The 25,154-nt window shown below is 53.8% G+C and carries 36 protein-coding genes and 1 pseudogene; 8 read left to right on the forward strand and 29 right to left on the reverse strand.

The features are described 5' to 3' along the window. Positions 1-13 precede the first annotated feature (13 nt). The 12 genes from RY075_RS17215 to RY075_RS17270 all read right to left on the reverse strand — a co-directional run bounded on the left by RY075_RS17215 (position 14) and on the right by RY075_RS17270 (position 6,143). On the reverse strand, positions 14-463 hold the full coding sequence (locus tag RY075_RS17215) for a phage virion morphogenesis protein (protein ID WP_338627862.1): 450 nt from the start codon (positions 461-463) through the stop codon (positions 14-16). Next, a complete protein-coding gene (locus RY075_RS17220; protein ID WP_023295244.1) occupies positions 456-923 on the reverse strand; it encodes a phage tail protein in 468 nt (155 codons plus the stop codon). Before RY075_RS17220 ends, RY075_RS17215 begins: the two co-directional genes overlap by 8 nt. Then, the gene (lysC, locus tag RY075_RS17225) at positions 886-1,131 is read right to left on the reverse strand and encodes an Rz1-like lysis system protein LysC (protein WP_072163360.1); all 246 of its coding nucleotides are present in this window, start codon (positions 1,129-1,131) and stop codon (positions 886-888) included. The genes RY075_RS17220 and lysC overlap by 38 nt, the downstream gene beginning before the upstream one ends. Further along, the gene (gene lysB / locus RY075_RS17230) at positions 1,019-1,435 is read right to left on the reverse strand and encodes an Rz-like lysis system protein LysB (RefSeq protein ID WP_039269012.1); all 417 of its coding nucleotides are present in this window, start codon (positions 1,433-1,435) and stop codon (positions 1,019-1,021) included. Before lysB ends, lysC begins: the two co-directional genes overlap by 113 nt. Continuing rightward, positions 1,435-1,866 carry a DNZ54_00345 family protein gene (locus RY075_RS17235; RefSeq protein ID WP_059295689.1) on the reverse strand — a complete coding sequence of 144 codons (432 nt, stop codon included), beginning with the start codon at positions 1,864-1,866 and terminating at the stop codon, positions 1,435-1,437. The genes lysB and RY075_RS17235 overlap by 1 nt, the downstream gene beginning before the upstream one ends. Then, positions 1,863-2,375: a lysozyme gene (locus tag RY075_RS17240; RefSeq protein ID WP_039269015.1), complete on the reverse strand. Its 513-nt coding sequence runs from the start codon at positions 2,373-2,375 to the stop codon at positions 1,863-1,865. The genes RY075_RS17235 and RY075_RS17240 overlap by 4 nt, the downstream gene beginning before the upstream one ends. After that, positions 2,359-2,580, reverse strand: a complete 222-nt coding sequence (locus tag RY075_RS17245) for a hypothetical protein (protein WP_017382980.1) — start codon at positions 2,578-2,580, stop codon at positions 2,359-2,361. Before RY075_RS17245 ends, RY075_RS17240 begins: the two co-directional genes overlap by 17 nt. Beyond that, entirely contained in the window at positions 2,571-2,774 is a 204-nt protein-coding gene (locus RY075_RS17250; protein ID WP_017382979.1) for a tail protein X, read from the reverse strand. The genes RY075_RS17245 and RY075_RS17250 overlap by 10 nt, the downstream gene beginning before the upstream one ends. Beyond that, entirely contained in the window at positions 2,774-3,280 is a 507-nt protein-coding gene (locus RY075_RS17255; RefSeq protein WP_032609900.1) for a head completion/stabilization protein, read from the reverse strand. The genes RY075_RS17250 and RY075_RS17255 overlap by 1 nt, the downstream gene beginning before the upstream one ends. Before the next feature lie 99 nt (positions 3,281-3,379). Continuing rightward, entirely contained in the window at positions 3,380-4,135 is a 756-nt protein-coding gene (locus RY075_RS17260; protein WP_210231937.1) for a terminase endonuclease subunit, read from the reverse strand. A 3-nt stretch (positions 4,136-4,138) separates the two neighbouring features. After that, positions 4,139-5,233, reverse strand: a complete 1,095-nt coding sequence (locus RY075_RS17265; RefSeq protein WP_252060903.1) for a phage major capsid protein, P2 family — start codon at positions 5,231-5,233, stop codon at positions 4,139-4,141. A 55-nt stretch (positions 5,234-5,288) separates the two neighbouring features. Further along, positions 5,289-6,143, reverse strand: a complete 855-nt coding sequence (locus RY075_RS17270) for a GPO family capsid scaffolding protein (RefSeq protein WP_032669154.1) — start codon at positions 6,141-6,143, stop codon at positions 5,289-5,291. 165 nt (positions 6,144-6,308) lie between these two features. On the opposite strand from RY075_RS17270, the gene RY075_RS17275 reads away from it, so the two are divergent. Together RY075_RS17275 and RY075_RS17280 are read left to right on the forward strand one after the other, a co-directional pair. Beyond that, positions 6,309-8,078 (forward strand): terminase ATPase subunit family protein, encoded by a 1,770-nt coding sequence (locus RY075_RS17275; RefSeq protein ID WP_049125943.1) that lies wholly within the window; start codon positions 6,309-6,311, stop codon positions 8,076-8,078. 1 nt (position 8,079) lies between these two features. Further along, on the forward strand, positions 8,080-9,105 hold the full coding sequence (locus tag RY075_RS17280) for a phage portal protein (RefSeq protein WP_032618971.1): 1,026 nt from the start codon (positions 8,080-8,082) through the stop codon (positions 9,103-9,105). A 312-nt stretch (positions 9,106-9,417) separates the two neighbouring features. Here the strand turns inward: RY075_RS17280 and RY075_RS17285 are convergent, their stop codons facing one another. The 9 genes and pseudogenes from RY075_RS17285 to RY075_RS17325 all read right to left on the reverse strand — a co-directional run bounded on the left by RY075_RS17285 (position 9,418) and on the right by RY075_RS17325 (position 14,297). Next, the gene (locus RY075_RS17285) at positions 9,418-9,675 is read right to left on the reverse strand and encodes a hypothetical protein (RefSeq protein ID WP_230020136.1); all 258 of its coding nucleotides are present in this window, start codon (positions 9,673-9,675) and stop codon (positions 9,418-9,420) included. Positions 9,676-9,956: 281 nt separating this feature from the next. Further along, positions 9,957-10,160 (reverse strand): annotated as a pseudogene (locus RY075_RS17290) (hypothetical protein); the annotation flags it as partial. Continuing rightward, the gene (locus RY075_RS17295) at positions 10,157-10,498 is read right to left on the reverse strand and encodes a hypothetical protein (RefSeq protein ID WP_338627863.1); all 342 of its coding nucleotides are present in this window, start codon (positions 10,496-10,498) and stop codon (positions 10,157-10,159) included. The pseudogene RY075_RS17290 and the gene RY075_RS17295, both read right to left, overlap by 4 nt. Next, the gene (locus tag RY075_RS17300) at positions 10,495-12,789 is read right to left on the reverse strand and encodes a replication endonuclease (protein ID WP_338627864.1); all 2,295 of its coding nucleotides are present in this window, start codon (positions 12,787-12,789) and stop codon (positions 10,495-10,497) included. Before RY075_RS17300 ends, RY075_RS17295 begins: the two co-directional genes overlap by 4 nt. Further along, positions 12,779-13,054 carry a DUF5405 family protein gene (locus tag RY075_RS17305; protein ID WP_044704158.1) on the reverse strand — a complete coding sequence of 92 codons (276 nt, stop codon included), beginning with the start codon at positions 13,052-13,054 and terminating at the stop codon, positions 12,779-12,781. Before RY075_RS17305 ends, RY075_RS17300 begins: the two co-directional genes overlap by 11 nt. Positions 13,055-13,070: 16 nt before the next feature. Continuing rightward, positions 13,071-13,286, reverse strand: coding sequence for a DUF2732 family protein (locus RY075_RS17310; RefSeq protein WP_044704157.1), 216 nt, complete (start codon positions 13,284-13,286; stop codon positions 13,071-13,073). A 65-nt stretch (positions 13,287-13,351) separates the two neighbouring features. Then, the gene (locus RY075_RS17315; RefSeq protein WP_044704156.1) at positions 13,352-13,852 is read right to left on the reverse strand and encodes a hypothetical protein; all 501 of its coding nucleotides are present in this window, start codon (positions 13,850-13,852) and stop codon (positions 13,352-13,354) included. Next, positions 13,843-14,022, reverse strand: a complete 180-nt coding sequence (locus RY075_RS17320; protein WP_032682201.1) for a hypothetical protein — start codon at positions 14,020-14,022, stop codon at positions 13,843-13,845. Before RY075_RS17320 ends, RY075_RS17315 begins: the two co-directional genes overlap by 10 nt. Before the next feature lie 2 nt (positions 14,023-14,024). Then, positions 14,025-14,297, reverse strand: a complete 273-nt coding sequence (locus RY075_RS17325) for a Cox family DNA-binding protein (protein WP_023295263.1) — start codon at positions 14,295-14,297, stop codon at positions 14,025-14,027. Between the two features lie 159 nt (positions 14,298-14,456). On the opposite strand from RY075_RS17325, the gene RY075_RS17330 reads away from it, so the two are divergent. Both RY075_RS17330 and RY075_RS17335 read left to right on the forward strand, forming a co-directional pair. Then, entirely contained in the window at positions 14,457-14,750 is a 294-nt protein-coding gene (locus tag RY075_RS17330) for a helix-turn-helix domain-containing protein (RefSeq protein WP_032610269.1), read from the forward strand. 69 nt (positions 14,751-14,819) lie between these two features. Further along, the gene (locus RY075_RS17335) at positions 14,820-15,800 is read left to right on the forward strand and encodes a tyrosine-type recombinase/integrase (RefSeq protein WP_032609917.1); all 981 of its coding nucleotides are present in this window, start codon (positions 14,820-14,822) and stop codon (positions 15,798-15,800) included. 188 nt (positions 15,801-15,988) lie between these two features. Here the strand turns inward: RY075_RS17335 and tyrA are convergent, their stop codons facing one another. Together tyrA and aroF are read right to left on the reverse strand one after the other, a co-directional pair. Beyond that, complete coding sequence (gene tyrA / locus RY075_RS17340) at positions 15,989-17,110, reverse strand: bifunctional chorismate mutase/prephenate dehydrogenase (protein WP_022649060.1); 1,122 nt, start codon at positions 17,108-17,110, stop codon at positions 15,989-15,991. Positions 17,111-17,120: 10 nt separating this feature from the next. Then, a complete protein-coding gene (aroF, locus tag RY075_RS17345) occupies positions 17,121-18,191 on the reverse strand; it encodes a 3-deoxy-7-phosphoheptulonate synthase AroF (RefSeq protein WP_006811632.1) in 1,071 nt (356 codons plus the stop codon). 212 nt (positions 18,192-18,403) lie between these two features. Between aroF and RY075_RS17350 the strand changes: the two genes are divergently transcribed. The 4 genes from RY075_RS17350 (at position 18,404) to RY075_RS17365 (ending at position 21,179) form a co-directional block, all read left to right on the forward strand. After that, positions 18,404-18,778 carry a DUF2799 domain-containing protein gene (locus RY075_RS17350; protein WP_003863151.1) on the forward strand — a complete coding sequence of 125 codons (375 nt, stop codon included), beginning with the start codon at positions 18,404-18,406 and terminating at the stop codon, positions 18,776-18,778. Between the two features lie 153 nt (positions 18,779-18,931). Continuing rightward, positions 18,932-19,468, forward strand: coding sequence for a YfiR family protein (locus tag RY075_RS17355; RefSeq protein WP_023323613.1), 537 nt, complete (start codon positions 18,932-18,934; stop codon positions 19,466-19,468). Next, positions 19,461-20,681 carry a diguanylate cyclase DgcN gene (gene dgcN, locus RY075_RS17360; protein WP_003863147.1) on the forward strand — a complete coding sequence of 407 codons (1,221 nt, stop codon included), beginning with the start codon at positions 19,461-19,463 and terminating at the stop codon, positions 20,679-20,681. Before RY075_RS17355 ends, dgcN begins: the two co-directional genes overlap by 8 nt. A 12-nt stretch (positions 20,682-20,693) precedes the next feature. Continuing rightward, positions 20,694-21,179: an OmpA family protein gene (locus RY075_RS17365; protein ID WP_047654140.1), complete on the forward strand. Its 486-nt coding sequence runs from the start codon at positions 20,694-20,696 to the stop codon at positions 21,177-21,179. A gap of 2 nt (positions 21,180-21,181) precedes the next feature. On the opposite strand, the gene RY075_RS17370 is transcribed toward RY075_RS17365, so the two are convergent. The 6 genes from RY075_RS17370 to rpsP all read right to left on the reverse strand — a co-directional run bounded on the left by RY075_RS17370 (position 21,182) and on the right by rpsP (position 25,121). Continuing rightward, positions 21,182-22,552, reverse strand: a complete 1,371-nt coding sequence (locus RY075_RS17370; RefSeq protein WP_058659736.1) for a PepSY-associated TM helix domain-containing protein — start codon at positions 22,550-22,552, stop codon at positions 21,182-21,184. A gap of 38 nt (positions 22,553-22,590) precedes the next feature. Continuing rightward, the gene (locus tag RY075_RS17375; protein ID WP_045346112.1) at positions 22,591-22,995 is read right to left on the reverse strand and encodes a DUF2946 domain-containing protein; all 405 of its coding nucleotides are present in this window, start codon (positions 22,993-22,995) and stop codon (positions 22,591-22,593) included. 132 nt (positions 22,996-23,127) lie between these two features. Then, positions 23,128-23,475: a 50S ribosomal protein L19 gene (rplS, locus tag RY075_RS17380; RefSeq protein ID WP_002914145.1), complete on the reverse strand. Its 348-nt coding sequence runs from the start codon at positions 23,473-23,475 to the stop codon at positions 23,128-23,130. 43 nt (positions 23,476-23,518) lie between these two features. Then, positions 23,519-24,286: a tRNA (guanosine(37)-N1)-methyltransferase TrmD gene (gene trmD / locus RY075_RS17385; protein WP_058659737.1), complete on the reverse strand. Its 768-nt coding sequence runs from the start codon at positions 24,284-24,286 to the stop codon at positions 23,519-23,521. A 31-nt stretch (positions 24,287-24,317) separates the two neighbouring features. Beyond that, a complete protein-coding gene (gene rimM / locus RY075_RS17390) occupies positions 24,318-24,857 on the reverse strand; it encodes a ribosome maturation factor RimM (protein ID WP_003863136.1) in 540 nt (179 codons plus the stop codon). A 15-nt stretch (positions 24,858-24,872) separates the two neighbouring features. Next, positions 24,873-25,121 carry a 30S ribosomal protein S16 gene (rpsP, locus tag RY075_RS17395; protein ID WP_003863133.1) on the reverse strand — a complete coding sequence of 83 codons (249 nt, stop codon included), beginning with the start codon at positions 25,119-25,121 and terminating at the stop codon, positions 24,873-24,875. Positions 25,122-25,154 lie beyond the last annotated feature (33 nt).

Genomic DNA, 25,154 nt, shown 5'->3' on the forward strand with positions numbered 1-25,154 from the left:
GATGGGACAACAATCAGCGGCTAAGATGTTTGATAGTCAGCGTTTCGACGAGCTGTTTATCCGCCTGGCTAAATCCGAGTAGCTGGCGCTCTGCGTACTGCACATCCTGAGCGTGCACGTTTGGCCGGTCTTTGAGGCCGTACTGATGGACACGCGCGATACGCTGCACATTTCCGGTAAATTCCACCACAGCACCGTTTTCACGGCCACTGGCTTTCATGTACCGGTTAGTGCGCAGTTTTTGAAACATCGCCCGTTTAATTCGACCTTGTTTGGCTCTCAGCGGCTGGCGCTTTCGCGTCTGATACGGTGAGCCATCCGGGGCTTTTTGCTGTTTGATACGTTGCTGTTGCGCCGTTCTGAGTTGCTTCGCAATCTCACCGGCAAGCTTCCGACGCCCTGCGGGTGACAGGGCAGCAAGCAGCCCGGCGAGCTGGTTATCAAAGGGTTTAAAGTCACTCATCCCACTTGCTCACCAGTTCACCGTTGATGTAGAGCTCTTTTGGACGCGTGACGGGTTCAGGCGGTGGCGGCTCCGGGGCATAGCTCACATGCAGCGCGCCGTTTTCCTCCCTGATGATGGTGCGCTCGGTGAGCTGGAGGCTGATACTGATATCAACCGTATCCTCGTCGTTTAAATCCATCTGGAAGCGGTAGCCCTTTTTATGCCCCTCATCGAGCGTGCAGATATCCGGCTGGTTTTCCCTGAGCCACGCGGCCACCGGCACGAAAATCAAATCAGGGTCGCCAACAAAATCGCACACGATCACATTCAGGGTGTAAATTTTCTCGTGGGACAGGGAGGCCGCGAGCCGTGCATCGATATTCCCCTCGTCGGCAAAAATACGCATCATCTCGGGGTTGGTTTTAAGCTGCGGGACGGCGTCAGTTAGCGCTTTTCGCAGGCTGATTGCTTTCTTCATCGAGTTTATCCTGGCAGGCTTTGACGGTTTCAATCTGTAACGCGCAGGCGGCGAGCGCGTGCTCAAGCCTGCGGATGTCTGCACTCAGGTCGCCATTAGTGGCCGGGTCGCTTCCCGGCATCGGGCAATAGCTCACTTTCGGGCAGGCGCTGTAAACAATGACCGGCGGAGGCGCAACCGGCGCGGGTGTGCAGCCTGCGCACAACATCAGGCAGCTCAGCGCTGTACCAGCGGCGTAACGTTTCATTTTCATTCATCAGTCTCGTAATGGTTTCTTCCCGGCGCACGGCCATCGCACCGGCAGCAATCAGCTCACCACGTAAACTGACCTGCGCGGTTTCATTTCGCCTGGCGATTCCCTGCGAAACGGAAAGCTGATTTTTCAGCATCCCGATCACGTTTTTCTGTTCGGTCGCGACCTTATTTGCCCGGTCAAAAGAGCGCCGTAGATTACCGTTCTCATGCCTTAACCAGAGCACAGCCGCCAGCGCCAGACCTGCGGCAATCAACATCACAATGAATCTGGACACAGCCCCGCCTCCTCAATGCGCTGACGGTATGAGGTGCGCACCCCCGTAAAGGTCAGGACGCAAATCAGGTAAAGCAGCGCGGTAAAGATCCAGCCAGCACCGAGCAGACACCCAATGGTTACGACAAAAAGAATAAGAGACCATGCGCGACGCGCCTTTGAGGGCTTGTTACAGAAAACAGCGCGGAAGATTTTCATAATCCCGGGTTTTACCGGAATACCTTTCCCCGCATTTCGTAGCCAGTGGTCAAAAACAGCCACACCGGCAAGGCTCGCCGCAATACAGACAACACAGCCAAACAGCGCCCATGCTGCAACAAAATTAAGTGCTGCACTTTGCGGCGAAGCCAGCCCCCATAGCAGGAATACAGCCAGCAGGACATCTAACATCAGAGAACGTAAGTATTTTTTCATTGAGAAATTCCTTTCAGACAATAAGCACGCTCACGCGCGCGGCGATTTTCCAGCCCTTTATTGATTGAGCCATTCACATAAACCCAGCGGGTGAGCTGGTCGCACGCCTGCCACCATTGGTGTCGCTTGATATACGAGACCAGCGTCGACCGGCAGGCCGCGCCGGTTCCCACATTGAATGAGAAGCTCACCAGCGCGTCGTAAATGTGCTGCGGCATTTCTACCGGCACGCAGACTGCGAGACGCTTCTCGACGTTCATCACATCCGCGACGAGGTTCGCCGCCGCCTGACGTTCTGTGATTTCCCCTTTCGGGACGACCCCGGCAGTGTGGCCGATGCCTGACGTCCACACTCCCGCGCTGCACTGGTAAGGCGTCAGGCGACAACCTTCGAGGTCGGCAATCAGCGCCAGCCCCTCGGGCGAGGTGTTAAGCAGACGAAAGTCAGGCATCAGCGCCGCCAGCGCCAGCACTGCGGCCACACTGCAACGTTTAACGATTGATTTCACGAATAGCCCCCTTGTCGAGTCCGAGTGACGTCAGATAGAGGTACGTTTTGCGCTTAAACCAGTAGTTCGTCAGCGCGGTAAAAATGGCGCATCCGCCGCCCACGTAAAGCGCCATCTTTTCGGGCGACATTGCGCCGAGGTACGCCAGCGCGACGGCCAGCCAGTAGGCGATAAACGTGGTGATTTTCTCCATACTCAGTCCCATAGATTCACCGTTTCGGTTCTGGCCGCGCTGTCGGTCTCGGGCAGTTCAATTGCCGTGCCGTGCGGCAGGATGACGCCGAGCTCAGACAGACCGGGATTCGCTTCTAAGACGGTTTCGACCACGCCCTCGGTGCGCCCGTAGTACCGCACACAAATCGCGTCGAGGGTGTCGCCCTGTAGCGCATACGCTTTCATCAGATTTGCCCCACAATGCAGCGCGCTTTGTCCTGGATGCGCGCCACAGACCAGCGCATATCCCGCCACATTTCATCGATAGTGCTGTCGATGCTGTCGGCCTTTTTGTCACCTCTGGCCGTCGCATCCACGCCGCGAAAACGCTCGTAAAGCGTGGCGGTCGTCATGGCACACACGGCGTTGAAGTAATGGAATACGCGCACACTTTCGCCATCGAGCCTGTCGGTCGGGACATCCGCCAGCGTGGCGTAACCGGCATCGAGCTGACGCTCGCGCCATTCGCCCAGCTCCGCGTTCGTCTCTGCGATGGCGGTCTTAATTGCCCGGCGCAGGCGCACAGGGGAAACGGTCTGCTCTAAACGCATTTCCTCACGCACGCGCTTCGGGTCAACATCAGGAAAAAACGGGGTGTTTTTGATTACCGGCTCGCTCACGCCCGGCGGCGGTATCACCACGCCCGGCACATCCTGCGGCTCTTTATTTTGCTCAATAATCAGCGTCGTCATGACAACCTCGGGTAATAGGTGGGCGGTGGACGCCGGTCGCAGTCAGGGCAATTGATACCCGCTTTGACCGGCGTGCCGCCCGGCTCGGGGAGCGCTCGGTTAACCTGCGGCTTTTGCCGCCTTTGGTGGACGCCCGCGACGTGCCGCCGGTTTGGCGGCAGGTTTGCGCGTGCGCGGTTTAGTCGTTTTGGTTTTCGGTGCCGGTTCGGGTTTTGGCCTGAGCTGGCGCTCTAACTGCTCGATATCCTTTTTCACACCGATTGTGCGTTCTAACTGGATCGCACGTTGCAGGTGCGCCAGCGCCTCGGGTAGTTGATTCGCATCACGCAGGACATAGCCGGTGATTTTGTGCAGCTTCGCGCGCACGATATCGGGCATGTCAGCGCGTTCAGTCAGCGCAATGGTGTCGAGCAGGTTCGCCAGTTCGACCGGCTGTTTTGCAGTGAGCAGGCGCTGCGCGGCCAGTGCTACCTCTTCGGCCAGCAGGTAAGGCGTCGGACGTCGACCGGTCGGCATGGTCAGGCCATAGGTCATGGCGTAACGGGCAATTTCCAGCGCCCCGGCGATATCGTCAGCATCGAGACGCCACAGCATGACCGTCATGACGATGTCATCCTGCGCGCCCTTGCCGTGTGCGAGGACGCCAGCCACCCATGGCAGATAGAACGGCAGCAGCTCACGCTTTTTATCTGCCTTGCGCTCATTGGATCGGATTTGTTTTAGCGTGCGGTTGTCTGCGGCCAGCTTAACGAGCATCTGCTCATAGGCAGTTGCATTGCGCAGCGGGACAGCAGCCCGCCGCGCTGTTTCAGAGGCCGAGACCCGCATCATGTGACGCGCTGCGGGACTCGTCATGGCTTACTCTCCGCCTTCGTTATCTACTGGAGTGGAAGCGCTTTCCGGTGCAGCAGGCGCGGCAAACTCACCGAGCTTGATATTTTCAATCAGGCAACCGGCAGCGTATGCCTCGACCACGTAGTCGGTATTCATTGACTCGTAGTTTTCAATGCGGTCTTTCTTCGGGTTTTCGATGATGCTGCGGCGATGCGCGTCATCCATGAAGTAGATAGACAGGTTATCGAGACGCGTCACCATCAGGGCATTCGCCGGGAAGTAAGGCACGCGCACGGCAGGCAGGTTGCCGATTCGCTTCTGGCTGATGATGATGTCAGCGGCCAGCGACTCGCTGTTTTCCTGCTCTTTGTTGACGATAGGGAAGTATTTATCCGCCATCAGCTTGCGACCGGTGATGACGACCAGCTCCGGGTCATCCTGATAAATCTCATCAATCAGGTTGCCGGTGGCATCCATGACCAGCGCGTCGAGGTTCGCATAGTCGCCGTTTTTACCCACGCGGATCACATCGGAAATGACCGTGCCGTCCTCGTCGGTGATTTTTGACATCACACGCGCTGGCGCTTCATTGCGGTACTTCTGCAACCAGCCCACGGCCACGTCCTGAAGCATCGGATTTTTTTTGCGGTCAGATTTTGCGGCGCGCTCAATGCCGTTGAAACCGGCCATGATGAAATCGAGCGCCTGACGCTTGATAATGGCGTTACGGATACGGGTCTGGAAGTCCTGGAATCGCGCCCACAGGTCGAGCTGTTTATAGCGGATATGGAAGTCAAAGTTAATCTGCGCGCACTCGTATTTGTTGGACTCCAGCGCGGTAAAATCAGCAGTTTCACGCTCGCCATCGCCGTCAGTATCGGCGGTGCTCGCGATTGTGCCGTTAACGCCCACACCGACCTTTTCGCCTTTCAGCTCGTCGACCGGCACGATGTTGATTTTCGTCAGGAATGAGGACGATTCCTGCACGGTGTCCATCATGGTTTGCGTGACCGACGGCTCGACGGTGAATTTCTTCGCCACGTCATCCGTGGAAATGTCGTTCAGCTCCGCGACGCGGGTCAGGTAAGCATTGAATTTAAAGCGGGTTTGTTTACGCATGGTTTTTCCTGTTCGGGTAATAGGTATCAGGCCGGGCGGCGCGCCCGGCGGGTTTTCAGCAGTTGGTCAGCAGCTCGTCGCCCGTACCACCTTTTGAAAGCTCGCGGCGCGGCTGGCGCTGGCTTTCGGTGTTATCGAGGGAGTTTTTGAGGGCGTTAAACGCCTGCGCGCTTTCTTCGGCTTTGCTGGTCACGTCCTGCTTAAGCTGCGCCAGTTCGGTCTCAAGCTCGGTGACGCGCTGGTCGGTGGCGGTGAGGTTGGTTTGCACCAGCTCGGTAACGGTCGTCACAGCCTCATGCACATCTGCAAGACGAGCGTCGTCGCTGGCCTGTTTACGGCTGAAAATGGCTTTTACCTTGTCGGTCAGGCTGTTGAGCATGGTGTCGGGAACGTCTTCAAATTCCAGCTCAGCCAGTGAGGCCACAGAGAAGAGATCGCCCGGCTGGTCTTTTTTACCGGCGAGCGGGTTCTGCGTGGCGCGGCTACAGAATTCAAGGTATTCGGTGCCGAGGCTTGCCGGGTCATCAGTGACGGCCAGCCCGATGAGATAGCATTTGCCGCTGTTAGAGAAATTCGGGCGGATCTCCATTGAGGTGTAAACCTTCTGCCCGGCACGTACCATGCTGACCAGCTCATCGAGTGGGGCAATTTTGGCAAACAGCGCCTTTTTGCCATTAAGCGCAGAGTCATCGCTGATAATCTCCGCTTTAAGCGCGGTCACATCGCCGTAGCGCTTAAAGGGGCTGTCAGGGATGAGGCTTTTGATATGTTCGAGGTTGATGCGGCAGCCGTAGACGCGCGGGTCGAACGTGTCGGCCATTTCCTGAATGTCATCAGCGCTGATGACGCGGCCATCGCAGGTGTCACCCTCGACGCCGATGCGAAACCATTTAGAAACTTTCTTTGCCATTGTTCAGGTGTCCTGATGTTGGGTTTTCGGGTCGGGGTTAGTTTCCCGACTCAGCTCCTCATCAGCCACCTGTTGCGGAAGTGCAATCCCTGACACAACAGGGGTTTAGCGATTAAGCACGGTCATTTCCTTAGCCTTGCCTCGTAACATCAAAACGAGGTAAGCATGACCATTTCAACTGACCTTTCATTACTCAATGACCCACGACGACAGGCGCGGCTGTTGTACTGGCAGGGGTTCGCCGTGCCGCAAATCTGCGACATGCTGCAACTCAAGCGCCCCACGGTGCAGAGCTGGAAACAGCGTGATGGATGGGAGGAAACCGCGCCGATTAATCGCGTTGAGTCGACGTTAGAGGCGCGTCTCATCCAGCTTTACGCCAAGCCCGACCTGACGCCGCACGACTTTAAGGTCGCTGATTTTCTGTCGCGCCAGATGGAGCGCCTCGCGCGCGTGAACCGCTACGGCCAGACCGGAAACGAGGTGGATTTAAACCCCAACATTGCCAGCCGCAACAAAGGGGATCGCAAAAAGCCGAAACGTAATTATTTCAGCGACGAGGCTATCGGGAAGCTGGAAGAGATTTTCTTTGACCAGTCCTTTGAGTATCAACTCAGGTGGCATAAAGCCGGGTTAGAGCACCGCATCCGCCACATCCTGAAATCGCGCCAGATTGGCGCAACGTTCTACTTTGCGCGTGAGGCGCTCCTGCGCGCCCTTAAGACCGGGCAAAACCAGATATTTTTATCAGCCAGTAAAACGCAGGCTTACGTTTTCCGTAAGTACATCATCGCCTTTGCGCGTCTGGTCGACGTCGACCTGTCAGGCGACCCGATTGTCATCGGCAACAACGGCGCAGAGCTGATTTTCCTCGGTACCAATTCCAACACTGCGCAGAGTCACAACGGCGACCTGTACGTCGATGAAATTTTCTGGATACCCAATTTCCAGAAGCTGCGAAAAGTCGCCTCCGGTATGGCGTCGCAGTCGCACCTGCGCACAACCTATTTTTCGACGCCGTCGACGCTGGCGCACGGCGCTTATCCGTTCTGGTCAGGGGAGCTGTTTAACCGGGGACGCAGTAACCGCGACGAACGTGTCGACATCGATATTAGTCATCAGGCGCTTGCCGGGGGCATGTTATGCGGGGACGGCCAGTGGCGGCAGATTGTCACCATTGAGGACGCGCTCGCCGGGGGCTGTACCCTGTTTAACCTCGACCAGCTCAGACAGGAAAACAGCGCGGATGACTTCCGTAACCTGTTTATGTGTGAGTTCGTCGACGATAAGGCGTCGGTATTCCCGTTCGAGGAGCTCCAGCGTTGCATGGTCGATGCGATGGAAGAATGGGAGGACTTCGAGCCGTTTGCTGACCGTCCGTTTAACTGGCGCCCGGTCTGGATTGGCTACGACCCGTCACATACCGGCGACAGCGCAGGCTGTGCGGTGCTGGCTCCGCCACTGGTTGCCGGTGGCAAGTTCCGCATCCTTGAGCGTCATCAGTGGAAAGGCATGGATTTTGCCGCGCAGGCCGAGGCCATCCGTGCGCTGACCGAGAAATACACCGTCGACTATATCGGCATCGATGCGACCGGCATCGGCCAGGGGGTTTACCAGCTCGTGCGTTCATTCTTCCCGGCAGCGCGCGCTATCCGCTACACACCGGAAATGAAAACCGCAATGGTGCTGAAAGCGAAAGACACCATCCGACGCGGGTGTCTGGAGTATGACGCCGGTGCGACCGACATCACGCAGTCATTCATGGCTATCCGCAAAACCATGACCAGCAGCGGTCGCAGTGCCACCTATGAAGCCAGCCGCAGTGAGGAAGCCAGCCACGCGGATATCGCATGGGCGACCATGCACGCCCTGTTAAACGAGCCACTTTCCGCCGGTAGCGGTATGCATTCAACCTCGATTCTGGATATCAATTAAGATGAAAAAACGCCAAAAGAAACAGCCAAAACAGACCAACATGACCGCCAGCGCACCGCAGAAAATGGAGGCGTTCACCTTTGGCGAGCCGTCACCCGTTCTGGATCGCCGCGATATCCTCGACTATGTCGAGTGCATCAATAACGGCAAATGGTACGAGCCGCCGGTCAACTTCTCCGGGCTGGCGAAAAGCCTGCGCGCCGCCGTGCATCACAGCTCCCCGATTTATGTGAAGCGTAACATCCTGACGAGCACCTACATCCCGCATCCGTTGCTTTCACGGCAGGATTTCAGCCGCCTTGTGCTCGATTATCTGGTGTTTGCCAACGGCTATCTTGAAAAGCGCATGAGCGTGACCGGCCAGCTCATGAAGCTTGAAACCTCTCCGGCCAAATACACCCGCCGGGGTGTCGAGGATGGGGTTTACTGGTACGTGTCGGACTTCACGCACCCGCACCAGTTTGCCCCCGGCTCAGTCTGTCATCTGCTTGAGCCCGACATCAATCAGGAGCTCTACGGGATGCCGGAATACCTTAGCGCGCTTAATTCAGCCTGGCTGAATGAATCCGCCACGCTGTTTCGTCGCAAGTATTACCAGAACGGCGCGCACGCGGGTTACATCATGTACGTCACCGACGCGGCGCAGAGCAGCACAGACGTCGAGGCGCTGCGCTCCGCGATGCGAGACTCGAAAGGGCTCGGGAATTTCAAAAACCTGTTTTTCTATGCCCCGAACGGGAAACCGGACGGCATCAAGATAGTGCCGCTGAGTGAAGTCGCCACAAAGGACGATTTTTTCAACATCAAAAAGGTGAGCGCCGCCGACCTGCTCGATGCGCACCGCGTACCGTTCCAGCTTATGGGCGGCAAGCCCGAGAATATCGGCTCAATGGGTGATATCGAGAAGGTGGCGCGGGTGTTTGTACGAAACGAGCTGACGCCATTGCAGGAGCGTTTCAAGGAAATCAATGAATGGCTCGGTTTAGAGGTGATCCGCTTTAAGGATTACAACATCGAAACTGAGTAACCCCCGCCTAAATGCCGCCTCCGGGCGGCATCCTCTCAGAGCGAGCCAGACGCCGCACACGCGGCGCAACCACGCCAGCACCTCGTTAACCGACCGCACATAACAGCGCGCCACCACGACGCGCACAGACGCGTAAAATAAATCCTGTCACCACATCTGGCGCGCAGTGCAATCCCCGCCTCGCCTGCGCGCTTAGCAAGGCGCTTTTAATGCAAGTGCATCATCAGCCCCGAGCCGCGCCAGTACTGGCGCTGGCTGGCAAAAACTGGAGTAAAAAACGAATGCAAACTCATGCACCTGATGCATGCGCCGCTAAAACAGCGAAAAATTCGTTATAAATTCGTCACTTTTCGACCCGACCTCATCCATTAAGAGCAGATATTGCATTCCCTCGTTTAGCGATACCGGCCGCTCATATTCAATCATGAAAACATCGTGATATGTGCGTCCTAACCAGTACCCACCGCCGCACTCTTTGGGTCGCTGAAAGAATACCCACCCGCCCGGCTTAAAGTGCTCTAAAACCTCACCACGATAGACAACCTGAAATTTCGAGTCTTTGACGCCCATATAACCCCCATAAAAAAAGACTGTATATGCATACAGTCTTTTAGCAGATATCCGGGGTAAACGCTAACGCCTCGCCGGGCTCGTTGTTCAACACCACCGGCACTGAAAGCAAGTTTCAGCACCGGCGGCGTTTTCTATCGTTGATACGCTGTAGGGGCGGTGTACAGTTTAATGACTCGATGCGGGTCAGCGTGTGGCGAAACCGGGTTAGCATTAAAGATGTAGCCGCAGCCATCTTTTTCGACGCTCCGCAACTCCTGCTCATCAGTCCACGCCACAGCCTTAGCGTCCATTCTTTCCAACGCGATACGCGCCAGCTCTCGAACAACTTCTGGCGGTGCGTATCTGTCGTTCAGGTCATCCCACAGACGGAGCATATTGTCGCTTTCGGGATGAACATCCTCATTTGTTCCGGCCAGTGCGGTAATAACCTCATCGGCTGCTTCAACGATTTCGATTAATTGCTCTTTGGTAAATTCCATTATTTGACTCCCAGCAGCAAACGCGTCGCCTCAACTGTTCCCCACGACGGCATCGCAACGCCTGATTGACTGCCATTACCGCGACGTTCGCCCGTATCACATTCGGCATAGAGCCGCGCCAGCATCGCCTCGACATCAGATTTGCGTTTTTCAGCTTTGACCAGCTTATCTGCCAACTCAGCAACCAAACCGATACCGTGCTCATCAAGCGTTGCCAAAACCGCTGTTATCCCTGTTTCGTCATCAACGCGGGAAATAATCCCGACAGATTTGTCCCCTTTCGGATGACCTGAATCGAATGCACACCAGTAATTATCTGTATGAATCAAATAAGTTTTCATAAATTCCATTCCTGTTGAGTTAAATTTCCCGGCCACTCATTAGCTGCCGGATATCTGAATTTTTTATCGCCATAAATCACCGTTGCCCCACGCGCTAGCGCATCGAGCTCCCACCGTTCCGGGGTAATGCCCTCCTGAGCCAAATCGAAACGGATTTTCGCGACGCGATCCCTTTCGTGTTTCGTCATCCTGGCTGATGGCGCCAGCTCGCTCGTTTTGAGCGGCGCATTGCTTCTTTGCTGTCGATTTTTGCGCGGCGCCCCAGCTTTTAACGCCCCGCTAAGCACCTTCACGACGTCCGGCTCATTCCAGCCGATAACCCCGCGCTCAATCAGATTTAACACCGCTGCGGCTTGCTCAGACGGTGTGGGGGTCATAACTGGATCGCCACCGCCGGTGAGCTTTCCACAGTTATTGACAGGACTCCGAGGCGCGGCGAAGCCGCTTTTTGAGGTCAAAGGCTCAACGGCCAAAACCTTTGGAACGATGCGCCATTCGGCTGTACGGGTTACACGGACACGGTCAGCCCCAAGGTGAGGGGCATAAATACCGACCACCCTCTCGATATCTTCCTCGTATTCGTTGACCTCATCCGTCACCTTACGGGCGACCCTGACGGCCTGAGCATCACGCTTAATGTTTGCTCCTCCCTGCGCGATGATATACAGGTCAAATTCACCTTCATCAGCAGCAGCCCGGACAGCCTCGACACGATCGTCAAACTCACTGGCGATACTCACGCCGCGCGGCAGCTTGCGCAGTTCGCGGTAAGCGCCCATCGTCGGGAGGCCAATTGGTTTAAACTGCGGGATGCGCCATGTAGACGCCCATGCGGTGACGGCGGAGGCTGTATCTTTCAGGGGCTTGCCGGTGTCGTGGTCGAGCTGGCCGTCGAGTGCGTAACCGTCGATATTTTTGGCAATGTATTTAGCGATATAACCCGCCGCGCCGCCCTGATTAAGATGACGTGACTCAAAGCGCTGTTTTGCCGCGCCCTTTTCATGACCGTCCTCTTTGAGGGCATAACGACGCATAATTTCGTTGATGGCTTTACGCTGACCGGGTTTGCAAAACAGCATCATGTGCCAGTGCGGCGTGCCGTCGTGGTGCGGTTCGACAACGCGCATCCCGTAAACCTCTAAATCGTTATCTTTGAACGCGGTGCGCATCAGGCTCCAGATTCGGCACAGATAGCGCTGACCGTCTTTTGGCGTGAATGCGCTTTCGTTCCAGCCGTGATTGAGCTGCACTGTTTTGCTGTCGCCTTTCCCGACCTGTCGGGTCGGGTGGTATTTTGATGGTGTGGTTAGTGTGATAAACATCCCCACGTCACCCACGCTGGCCGCGTAGCGCTCAATCCCGGCGATAGTATTCATCAACTCCATTCGACGGATTTCAGGGTTAGAAATACTCCCCATGACTTTGCTGATGAGGTCGATACGCTCGCCGGTGACTTTGTTTTCGAGCTCGCAGGATTTCAGGTATTCGAGATTAGCCAGGCGGCGCGCGTGAACATCGCGGATCGCCATTTTGCTGGCGTAGGGGGAACGGTCTTTATTGACCTCACCGGCAGCAATGAGCAGCGCCTCACGCCAGCGCATACGCTGCGCCTTGAACTGGTTAACCCACCACTCATCCTTAATCAGACGTGAAATAGCGGAAAATGCCATGCGGATCGTCATCTGACCCTTACGGTATTTTTTCCAGTACATCGGTGTGAGATTGAAAGCGCGCGCAACACCGGCAACTTTCCCGTATAAATGCGCCTGCGCCTCATCAGTGAAAAGAGTCTCTCTGCCGCCGTGAGCGTGCGCCCATGCATCGCTTAATTCTTCGTATCTGCTCCAGAGTTGAGCGGCGATTCTGGCCGCAAATTTCCTGAGCTCTTTGTCGTTCATATCCGGCAGGCGTGCATATTCATCACGCGCAGATAAAAAACCTATCGAGGCGGATTCATTCATCCCGCACAGCTCATTAACACGCTCAAGACGCGGCAGCAGCTTGCGCTCAAACGTGTTTTTGAGGAAATACAGCCCACCCAAAGGGCTCTTTGTGCGGCGGATGAAGTTATAACGCGAGGTAAACAGCGTTTGCAGGAAAAACGGCAGACGGTCAATCCGGTTTAAAACACCTTGCACCTGACGGAGTTCGGCACGTGTAAGGGTTCTATCGCGGCCAATGGCCTCGCGGGATTTGTTCCAAGGATAAGCACCGACGAAATTCTCACCGGTGCTTTTTGGTAGTGGTGGGGGTGGCGAGGGGGCAACGCGCCCCCGGGTCTCAACGGCCATTAGCAGTGAATGCTTCGAGACATTTTTGACCTAACTGCTCGACCTGTTTCTCTAATTCAGAAAACTGACGAGCTTCGCCGGTTAAAATGTTGTGCAGCACTAAAGCGGAAACGAGCTTGCCAATTGTTGGATAAAAGCCAACAGTATCGAGCCACTCTTTACCGGCATTTTTTCCAGACTTAGCGATTTTCTTTTCCTGCAAAATAAACTGGAACTGGTCGCTGGTAATTACGAACTTATTATCGATAAGAATATTAATACTCATACAGCCCCTTATTAACTTATCGCTGATTTAATATAGAGTTGTGAAGCTTTTCGGACTCCTGCCCCAACAGCTCAATGATTTCCGTGCGGTTCATTTCTGACTTGCAAATGTGAGCTATCAGAGAATCGAGCGCAGACGCAAAACGCGTCGCGGTGACTATCTGAGCCTCAAAGGTGGCCTGCGCTAACAACTCTTTCATGTTGCTGCGAGGAACTGATATTTCTTTTTCCATTTACCCGGCTCCAGACAAAAAGATGTCCCACGCATTCAAGCGCGTAAAAAATTTCCTTTATTTAATTAATGCAAATATTGCTCGGGCTTAACCGAGGTCAAAATAGTTGGGGCATATTCAAAGAGGCTGAATAACTCACGTAGAGCACGGAATAATTTCTCACGCCAATAACATGACTCTTCATTAACTCGCCAGTAAGGCTGATTAAATTCCTTTTCAGTTAATCCTGCGTGAAGGAATAAAGTGCGGCGCTGGCTTACTGTCAGATAACTTATATACGCCGATTCACTGGCACCGACCTGACGCCGTTTAGAAAACGCACCGCGCAGCTCGTCAATCGCGCAGGCCAGACGCTCACGGTCTACATCGCTCATTTCTTCAAAACGCATGGTCGCGTGACGCTGTTTAAGCTGAGCATGAAAACAGACCGTCAGGCGGTCGCGTTCCATCATCTGATTGTAAAAATCGCAGGAGTCCTGCCAGCGAGCTTCTGCAAGATGTTTGCCGATGACAACGCGCAGTGCAGCAGGTTGTTTTTGTACCAAATCAAGAGTCATCACAGCCATTTTGACACCTCTCTGATTTTCATAATGCGCTTAACAACAGCGGCCAAAATGCCAGACTTACGGGTACGGATAATGATGCCTTTACGTCCCCGGCCGTGGGTGATGGTGAAGTTAATCGGGGTCGGGCTCTCGTTACGGAGTAACTGAGCTATGCAGCGTGGCTCATTCATAGTCATAGCCCCATCCACAACAACCATGCATCACGTTGTTCTGCCGGGCGGTTATAAAACGCCTCACGCACGCCGCGATTGAACTCAGGAATGAAAACAAGCTTGTCACCAGCACGCGCTTTCGGTTTTGCCGGATCGCGAAACTCAATGACCGGCAGTTTGTTTTTTTCAATCATCGCTACTACTGCGGTGCGAGGTTTTCCCAGCAATTCCGCGAACTTATCAGGGTGAACTGCGTCAAGCGGATACTGGATAACGTAGTCGTTTGCTTCCATAACACACTCCATTCTCATTTGGTTACATGCTAACCTTGTCAGATCCAGCGGGCTTAGAACGGTTCAGGATGCTTCCTGAGTCGCTGGAGTCATGCCGTAAAAGGTTTCCCTATGGTTACCTTTCGCGGTGAATATAGTCACCAAGGGGAGTCCTTGTCAATGGAGTTAGGTCAAAAACTTAAAGCAGTACGTAAAGCTGAGGGGCTAACGCAAAAAAGTTTCTGTGAAGCTTGCGGGCTGGCACTCGGTACAGTCAAAAATTATGAGGGGGGATATAAATCACCTGGATTACAAGTGGTTATGCAGGTGACAAACACACCTAAATTTCAGAAATACACACTGTGGCTCATGACAGATAAAACCGCCCCGCAAGCTGGTCAGATCGCACCGGCTTTCGCGCACAATGGGCAAGATGCAACAAAATCAGACCACTCCGAGAAGAAGATTGGTTAACGCTTTATAAGCATTACATTTTCACTATTTGTTACCAAGATAGTCATAACCCCACCGGAGGGCTTTCTTATGTCAATTAAGAAGCTCGATGATGGTCGTTACGAAGTGGACATTAGACCGCGCGGGCGCGAAGGACGTCGCATTCGCCGGAAGTTTGACAGGAAAGCCGAAGCACTGGCTTTTGAGCGCTACACGCTGGCAAACGCACAGACCAAAGAATGGGCGGGTAAGCGAGCGGATCGTAGAACGCTTTCAGAGTTGCTGGACGTATGGTGGAAGTATTACGGACAGAACCATGAGCGCGGAACGAAGGAGTTTAATCATTTGCTAAAAACCATTGGTGATATGGGAGACATACCTGTTACAAGGTTAAGCAAAAGAACACTTATGGATTACCGTTCAAAGCGGCTTAGTGAGGGAGTCAGCGCATCGACGATAAACCGTGACATGTACCGCTTATCAGGCATGTTCACGAAGCTGATTCAACTTGAAGAGTTTGCTGGGGCGCATCCCGTTCATGGTTTGCCTCCGTTGGCAGAGACTAACCCTGAAATGGCTTTCCTTAACAAGGCAGAAATTGCGCTGCTGCTTAAGTCATTTACAGGTGATGATCTGCTGGTTGCCCTGCTGGGGATTAGTACCGGCGGGCGGTGGTCAGAGCTGGCAACACTCAAACCGGCACAGATAGTAAACGGGCGCGTGACATTCCTGAAAACCAAAAACGGAAAAAAGCGCACTGTACCAATTTCATCTGAACTTGAATCGCTGATAAAGAAGAATGCCAGCGGGAATCTGTTCAACGTCGATTACGTGAGTTTTTGCAAGGTGCTGAAGATGGTTAAACCCGATATTCCTGCAAATCAGGCAACGCATATCCTGCGTCATACCTTCGCGAGTCATTTCATGATGAACGGGGGCAACATCATTGCATTACAGCAAATACTGGGTCATGCAAACATCCAGCAGACGATGACTTACGCGCATTTGTCACCGGAGTATCTGCAAAATGCCGTTGCATTGAATCCGCTTTCAGGAGGGATATCGCTGTAGGTTCTGTTCGCCCCGGAGTGTCCACATTGCGTCCACACTTCGGGGTATTAGAAACGGTTCCAGATGGTTACAGCTTTTTTTAACTTACTGTTTTCATTAGTGGATTAATGTAAGTGGTTGATAAACCTAATCCACCCAATATATGGTAAAAGCCAGCAATGCTGGCTTTCAGTATATACATCATTACATTACTGGCGACTGTCATTTGCCTGGCGCAACAGCGTGCGGCTTTCACTCTGGAATCGCGTGGCGTAATCACCGAACCAGTGCTCCACTTTACGGAAACTGTCGATAAACGCTTGTTTATCGCCGTGTTCCAGCAAAGTGATCGCTTCGCCAAAACGCTGATAGTAGCGCTTGATCAGCGCCAGGTTATTTTCAGACGACATGATGATGTCGGCGTAAAGCTGTGGATCCTGGGCAAACAGTCGCCCGACCATCGCCAGCTCCAGACGATAGATTGGCGAGGAAAGCGCCAGCAATTGTTCAAGCTGAACGTTCTCTTCCGCCAAGTGCAGACCATAGGCGAAGGTTGCAAAGTGGCGCAGCGCCTGAATAAACGCCATGTTCTGGTCATGCTCAACCGCACTGATACGGTGCAAACGTGCCCCCCAGACCTGAATCTGTTCCAGGAACCACTGATACGCTTCCGGCTGACGACCGTCGCAGTAAACCACTACCTGCTTCGCCAGGCTGCCGCTGTCCGGGCCAAACATCGGGTGTAACCCAAGCACGGGCCCGGTGTGCGCCGCCAGCATTGCCTGTAGAGGACCATTTTTAACGGACGCCAGATCCACCAGAATGCAATCTTCCGGCAGCGGAGGAAGTTTCGCGATAATCTGCTCCGTCACATGAATCGGTACGCTGACGATAACCATTCCGGCATCCTTCATGAGTTCCGGTGCATGCGGCCAGTCCTCTTTTTCCAGGATGCGCACCTGATAGCCAGAAAGCGTCAGCATTTTTTCAAACAGACGCCCCATCTGGCCGCCGCCACCGACAATCACCACCGGACGCAGCGACGGACAGAGGGTTTTGAAGCCCTTGTCGTTTTCGCTGGAATAGGATTCCCGCATCACACGACGCAGGACATCTTCAATTAAGTCCGGTGAAACGCCCAGCGCCTGTGCCTCTTTACGGCGGGAGGCGAGCATAGAGGCCTCACGCTCCGGAACGTAAATTGGCAGGCCGTATTTGCTTTTAACTTCGCCGACCTCAGCAACCAGTGCCATGCGGCGCGCCAGCAGGTCCAGCAACGCCTTATCCACTTCATCAATTTGATCGCGTAATGCGGTCAATTCAGCAACCATAACTATCCTCTTATGCCAGACGCGTCGCCAGCTGGCCGTTCAAATCTTTGTGGATCTCACGCAGTAGCGCATCAGTGGTTTCCCAGCTGATGCAAGCATCCGTGACGGAGACGCCGGGCTTCATCGCGCTACGCGGCTGTTCCGATGACTGATTGCCTTCATGAATATTACTTTCAATCATCAGGCCGATAATTGAACGGTTACCATCTTTAATCTGTGCAATCACAGATTCTGCAACCGCAGGCTGGCGACGGTAATCTTTATTCGAATTACCATGACTGCAATCTACCATCAGCGCCGGACGCAGTCCCGCCTGTTCCATCTCTTTTTCACACTGCGCGACATCCGCCGGGCTGTAGTTTGGCGCTTTACCGCCGCGCAGGATCACATGCCCGTCCGGGTTGCCCTGAGTTTGCAGCAGGCATACCTGGCCCGCCTGGTTGATCCCGACAAAACGATGGGGCATAGCGGCGGCGCGCATGGCGTTAATCGCCGTAGCCAGGCTGCCGTCGGTACCGTTTTTAAAACCAACCGGCATAGACAGGCCAGACGCCATCTCGCGGTGGGTTTGCGACTCGGTGGTGCGCGCCCCAATCGCAGACCAGCTAAACAGATCGCCGAGGTACTGCGGGCTGTTCGGATCCAGCGCTTCGGTTGCCAGCGGCAGCCCCATGCTGACCAGCTCCACCAGCAGGCGACGCGCAATCTTCAGGCCCGCTTCCACATCAAACGAGCCATCCATGTGCGGATCGTTAATCAACCCTTTCCAGCCAACCGTAGTACGTGGCTTTTCAAAATAGACGCGCATCACCAGATAGAGGCTATCGCTGACCTCCTCCGCTAATGCTTTAAATCGACGAGCGTACTCAATGGCGGTTTCAGGATCGTGAATGGAGCAAGGACCACATACCACCAGCAGACGCGGATCGCGGCCTGCGATAATGTCAGAAATGGTCTGGCGCGAGTGCTCAATCTGAGCTTCCTGCGCGACGCTCAGCGGGAATTCTGCCTTCAGTTGATCCGGGGTGATTAACACCTGTTCGTCAGTGATATGTACGTTGTTCAGCGCGTCTTTTTGCATGATTGCGATCCTGTCAAACTCGTTTGCGATAGTGGTTTTCCTCGAAGAGGTGACACAACGATATCACATCAAGTAAAGATTTCAATCCAAAATACGTACACATTACTTTACAGAAGCCCTTAAATTGCAAAATTAATGGCCTAAAACCGTAAATTTAAAATTACACACGCACACTTGTAAGCCAGGCTATGCTCACAAAAAGGAGAATAGCCATGCGTTCAATTACTCTCATGTTGTTGTCGCTGATTTTGTCGGGTTGCCAGATCAATCCTTATACTTTTCAGCCTGGCTGGACCAGCCCGGACTGGTTCACTGCCGGTAAAGAAGACGCTATGAATGGTGTTCCGGTTAAAGATAACCAGGCTCTGGCCGATAGTTTTAATGACCCTCAGGTTGATCGAGGGGAATATCTTCGTGGCTACGCTGACGGACAGAAAAAAATATGCGAAGAGGGCTTTATTCACGCCTGGGGATTAGCGGGAAAATCATTTCCTGCCAGCTGCGATACAACTGAAAATGCAGTAAAACTGCATGAATCCTGGCAACAAGGATTGGATGAAAGTATGCGTTCCAGCAGGCTTAATTGAGCCTGCCTTAATTCCTCTGAATATAGCTCACTGTAAGATTTAGCTTAGGTCAAAACAGGGATATTTCTGACATAATGACGGCTTTGATAAACAATGGTATTCTGCCGACAATTCTTAAGGACATCTATTTCCGGGGCGGTTTGGCGGATTCTGATGAGAAATGCAATCTTGATCGCTTTGCTCCGACTCCCCCTGGCGCTAATGCTGTTCATTTTAGTGGCCCCTGCAAAGGCAGGCTCGTTCACTGAAACGGATAAATCAGTACGTTCGATTGTTTCTGGTATTGTGAGCTACACCCGATGGCCAGCACTGTCTGGCCAGCCTAAGCTCTGTATTTATGCCTCTTCCCATTACAGACAGGCGCTCAGCAGTGAAGATGAACACAACCCGTTGCCCTATAGTCCTGTCATTGTGCATAGCGATCGGGAAGCACTCACAGCAAGGTGCGATGCCCTCTATTTCGGGAGCGAGTCGCCAGCAAAACAACAGGAAATAATAAATCAATATCAGGACCAGGCGTTGCTATTAATGTCAGAACAAAATCCTGAATGCGTTATTGGCAGCGCATTTTGTCTGATAATAGAGCACAACCAGGTCAGGTTTTCCGTAAATCTTGATGCGCTGGCGCGCAGTGGCGTAAGAGTCAATCCGGATGTATTAATGCTCGCACGGAATAAGAAGCATGAATAAGGAAGTCGTACCAACACCGCGTCCGACGTTTAAAAGAACGTTGCGGCGAATCAGCATGATAAGCGTCATTATAACGATGACGTTTATATGGTTGCTGCTGTGTTTCGCTTCCGTGGTGACATTAAAGCAATACGCGCAAAAAAACCTCGAACTTACCGGCGCCACCATGAGCCACAGCCTTGAAGCCTCTCTGGTGTTCAACGATGCCGTGGCAGCAAATGAAACGCTGGCGACCCTCGGCAAGCAGGGGCAGTTTGCCGTGGCGGAAGTGCTTAATGCACATCATAAACGGTTTGCCTGGTGGTCGTGGAACCCGGCGGATAATACCGACACGCTGGGCGCGCTGGTCAACCGGTGGCTGTTCCCTGTTCCTGTCGCACAGCCCATCATACATAACGGCAATGTGATTGGCGAAATTCGTCTGACCGCACGCGACAGCCTGATTAGCCACTTTATCTGGCTCTCGTTTGCAGTCCTCACCGGGTGCATTCTTTTTGCTTCTGCCGTCGCATTGACCATCACCCGCTCGCTACATCATGGCATGGTTGTTGAAATGCAAAACATCACTGACGTTGTGCATGACGTTCGCACCAACCGCAACTTTTCTCGCCGGGTAACGGAAGGCCGCATTGAAGAGTTCCACCAGTTTGGAGAAGACTTCAACAGCCTGCTGGATGAAATGGAAGAGTGGCAGCTCAAACTACAGGCGAAAAACGCTCAACTGTTGCGTACCGCCATGCACGATCCGCTCACGGGGCTTGCAAACCGCGCCGCGTTTCGCAACAACATTGCAGCATTAATGAATGACGCTTCGGCAAAAACCAATTCCGCCCTGCTATTTCTGGACGGTGATAACTTCAAGTTTATCAATGACACCTGGGGTCATGCCGCGGGTGACTGCGTTCTGATCGAAGCCGCAAAAAGGATGGTCGAATTTGGCGAAAAACGTCATCAGTCTTACCGTCTTGGCGGCGACGAATTTGCCATGATCCTTTACGGTGTCCACACCGCGCGTGAGGTCGAATATATTTGCGCTGCGCTGTCGCAGCAATTTATCCGTCCGTTTGATCTGCATAACGGGCACACAGCATCAATGTCACTCAGCATTGGCTTTGCTCTGGCATGGGAAAATGCCTCCGTTGAGGCCTTACTGGAGCAAGCCGATCGCAATATGTATCTGGTCAAAAACCAGCGTTCGAAAACAATATCCTGAAAGGAAGACGATATGTTAAAGCGATATTTTGCGCCGTTGTTACTGGCATCACTGGCAATGTCCGGATGCCAGTCATCCCCTGAAGGGAAATTCACGCCAGAGCAAATCGCGGCCATGAAATCCTATGGCTTTAACGAACTGAATGGCGACTGGTCTCTGGGCCTGTCAGATAAGATCCTGTTTGATAAAAATGACGCCAGGCTGCGCCCGGAAAGTCAAACGCAGATCCAGACTATGGCCTCACGCCTGGCGGCAACCGGCCTGAACCACGCCCGGATGGATGGCCATACGGATAACTATGGCGAAGAGAGCTACAACGAAGCGCTTTCGTTAAAACGTGCCAATGTTGTGGCGGATGCCTGGGCGAAGGGCGCGAACATCCCGCGCAGCAACCTCACCACGCGGGGCTTAGGCAAAAAATACCCTGTCAGCAGCAACCGCACTGCACAGGGGCGCGCTGAAAACCGCCGGGTTGCGGTAGTCATCAGCACGCCTTAAGGCTATTTAACGGATGTTCCGGCGAGCGACACGCCTGAAACCGCTCGCCAGCGCAGCCAGTCAATCACAATAAAGACCACCAGACTGACGCCCATTACTGGCAACGCCAGCCCCAGCAGGAGGCTTATCAGGAACGTCACTCCCCTTCCCCACAGCGGCAATGCCAGCCAGCTTTGACAGAGCGTCTGTACCGGGTTCGCGGCTGACGTTGCAGGGCGACGCATCCACCACATCCGGTATCCCCAGATAATCAACACGCACAGCGCAACGCCAAACGCGATGAGCAGCAGCTGATTTGCCAGACCAAACAGGATCCCCATATGGAAATCCACGCCCCAGCGGGTGAGTTTAGCCATCAGCGGGAAATCCCCGAAGCGAGTGCTGTCCAGCACCTTCAGTGAGTGGGGATCCACGGCAACGGCATCAACCTGCGTCGGCCAGCGGCGATCGATTTCCGTCACCGTCCAGGCCTGGTCGTCCCTGCTTGCCGGGCGGATCTCAACCTTTTTCGCATCAATTCCTGACTGGCGGGCGGCCTGCAATACGCTGTCAAAAAGCGACAGTTCAACAGGCATTTCAGGCATCGTCATTCCCCCGTGATGACCACGATGTTCGGCGTGTTCATCCCTCATTTCCGGCGCACCGGAAAGGGTGGTATTTACCTGCGGCGTCAGCCAGTTCATCTCTGCACGCAGCTTATCGACGTTGCCACCGGCCCATTGTGACCAGGTTAACCCGGTGACTGAGAACAGCAGCATTCCCGTCAGTAACGTCCAGCCTAAGATCACATGCAGGCGACGACGATTCTGGAAACGATTGTTAATACGGCGCTTCGGTCGGGTGTAGAACCACAGCGCGATCCCGCCCAGGGCAGCAACCCACATCCACGAGGCGGCTAACTCGCTATAGAGGCGCCCGATGTTGCCCAGCATCAGCGAGGTATGCAGATAATCGATAGTCTGACGCAGCGGTAAAATCCCGCTGGTGCCGTACACAGTCATATCCCCTCGAACCTCAAGACTGGCGGGATCAATAAAAATAGCCCGATGCTCGGAGGGACCCAGCGCCGGGTCGGCAAACATCACGCGGGTCGTTTCACCCTCTTCCAGCCCCGGACGAACAGCGTGTAAACGCAGCGCTGAACCCACGGCCTTTTCTGCCACGGTAATTTGTTTAGCAAGAGGCTGCGCCTCACCAACGGCATCCGTGTGGAGTGCATAATGGTACAGCGCATTTTCAAGCTGCGGCGTGGCGACATACAGCGTACCGGTCAGCGCTGCGAAGAAGATAAACGGACCGACAAACAGCCCGATATAGAAATGGAGGCGACGCAGCAGGTTTCCCCATGCCGCGCGCGGAGTGCAGGTAGTCATACTTTTCCTTTTTAAGGCAAAAAGTGAGTGATTTTGTTTTAAAGGGAGAAAGCAGACCGACGCGGCGGCGCGCGGGTATCGGGGTAAAGCCAGGGGAAAAAGTGCCAGTGGCTGACCGCCTGACGAGGCGGCTTCACGCGCAGCCGCTGCAACACCACGCTGAGCAGAACGATAAGCGCCAGCATCACGCCCGGCACATGCGCTAACAGCACGCAGTAGCCGCATGCTTCAGCATGGTCAACTGGCATAGAATGCGGCATATCACCATGATGCTCGTCCACCGACATCATGCTCATGTCGTGGTGCATGCCCGGCATGGCGCTCATGGGATCTTTTTGCAGCGAGACGGAGATCAGCGGCGCCACGACGATCAGCAGGATCGCAAACAGCGCGGTCAATGCCGCTGCGCGTTTCCAGCTATGCTGATGCAGTACGTTATCCACTTACCCTCCACCCAAGAGGCGAACATTGTAAATGATTTATGACGGAAGGGTTAACGCGAGAGGTGCGATGGGATAAAAAAAGGGCCAGCCTTTCGGCCAGCCCTTTCTAACAGGATGTCGCTTAAGCGAATCTTAGTTCAGACGCTCTTTAATACGAGCAGACTTACCAGTACGCTCACGCAGGTAGTACAGTTTAGCTTTACGTACAGCACCACGACGTTTAACAGCAATGCTGTCAACTACCGGAGAGTGAGTCTGGAAGACACGCTCAACGCCTTCGCCGTTGGAAATTTTACGAACAGTGAATGCAGAGTGCAGACCGCGGTTACGAATAGCGATAACCACGCCCTCGAATGCCTGCAGACGTTTTTTGGAACCTTCAACAACCCATACTTTCACTTCCACGGTGTCACCTGGACGGAAGGAAGGTACGTCCTGCTTCATCTGCTCTTGTTCAAGTTGCTTAATAATGTTGCTCATAATTTAATCTCTTATCCTGGGTAAACTGATATTCGGGAGCGTATTACGCTTTCCCATCATGTTCATGCTGCTGGTGCGCGTGTTCAGTTTTGAACTCGGCCAGCAACTTTGCTTGCTCTTCAGTCAGAGCCAGGTTTTCCAGAAGTTCAGGTCTTCTAAGCCAGGTTCGGCCCAGCGACTGCTTCAAACGCCAGCGACGTATCTCGGCATGGTTTCCAGACAGTAACACTGCCGGGACTTCCATCCCTTCTAACACTTCAGGACGAGTATAGTGTGGACAGTCCAGCACCCCATCGGCAAAGGAATCTTCCGTTGCCGAAGCTTCATGGCCCAGAACCCCCGGAATAAACCGGGCGACGGAGTCAATCAGCGTCATTGCCGGTAACTCACCACCGCTGAGAACGTAATCGCCGATAGACCATTCTTCGTCAATCTCGGTTTGAATTACGCGCTCATCTATTCCTTCGTAGCGACCACAGACCAGAATCAGTTTTTGATTCGTCGCCAGTTCGCTCACGCCCGCTTGATCAAGCTTGCGTCCCTGAGGTGACAGATAAATCACCTTCGCGCCTTCACCTGCCGCGGCTTTTGCTGTGTGAATGGCGTCCCGTAAGGGTTGCACCATCATCAACATCCCCGGTCCGCCGCCGTAAGGACGATCGTCCACGGTACGGTGCCGGTCGTGCGTGAAGTCACGAGGACTCCAGCTCTGGATGCTCAGCAGGCCATTCTTTACTGCCCGGCCAGTTACCCCGTAATCGGTAATCGCGCGGAACATTTCAGGAAACAGGCTAATTATGCCAATCCACATAGCGCCGTCTTTTACCGTTTATCCGGAGAATTTAAAAACCAGGATCCCAATCTACTTCAATGGTTTGAGTAGTGAGATCGACTTTCTTGATAACCTGTCCATCGAGGAACGGAACCAACCGCTCCTTGATGCCAAATGCATCTTTCAGGTTTGCCTTAATGACGAGAACGTCATTTGACCCGGTTTCCATCATGTCGATGACTTTCCCCAGGCTGTAGCCTTCAGTGGTCACTACCTGGCAACCCATAAGGTCTTTCCAGTAGTAGTCACCCTCTTCCAGCTGCGGCAACTGCGACGAATCCACGACAATCTCACAATTAGTCAGCGCATTCGCGGCATCACGATCGTCAATGCCTTTCAGCTTGATGATGATGTCCTGATTGTGGTGACGCCAGCTTTCCAGCTCGACCTCTTCCCACTTACCGGCTTTCTGGATAAACCAGGGCTGGTAATCAAAAATGCTATCAGCGTCTTCAGTGGAGGAAAACACTCTGAGCCAACCACGGATACCGTAGCAAGAACCCATTTTTCCCAATACGATCGGTTCAACAGGTGCTTTATTGCTCATCATGACCACCGTGACAGATTAAGCTGCTTTATTTGCTGCTTTGATCAGCGTAGCAACGCGATCGGAAACAGTAGCGCCCTGGCCAACCCAGTGAGCGATACGATCCAGATCCAGACGGGTTTCTTCTTCTGCGCCAGCGGCCAGTGGGTTGAAGAAACCAACGCGCTCGATGAAGCGACCGTTGCGTGCATTACGGCTGTCAGTCACAACAACCTGGTAGAACGGACGCTTTTTAGCGCCGTGACGTGCTAAACGAATAGTTACCATAACATCCTCTTGTGTGAATAAAACAACCGGGCC

This window comes from Enterobacter sp. JJBC (assembly GCF_036936505.1).
Lineage (GTDB): Bacteria > Pseudomonadota > Gammaproteobacteria > Enterobacterales > Enterobacteriaceae > Enterobacter > Enterobacter hormaechei_C.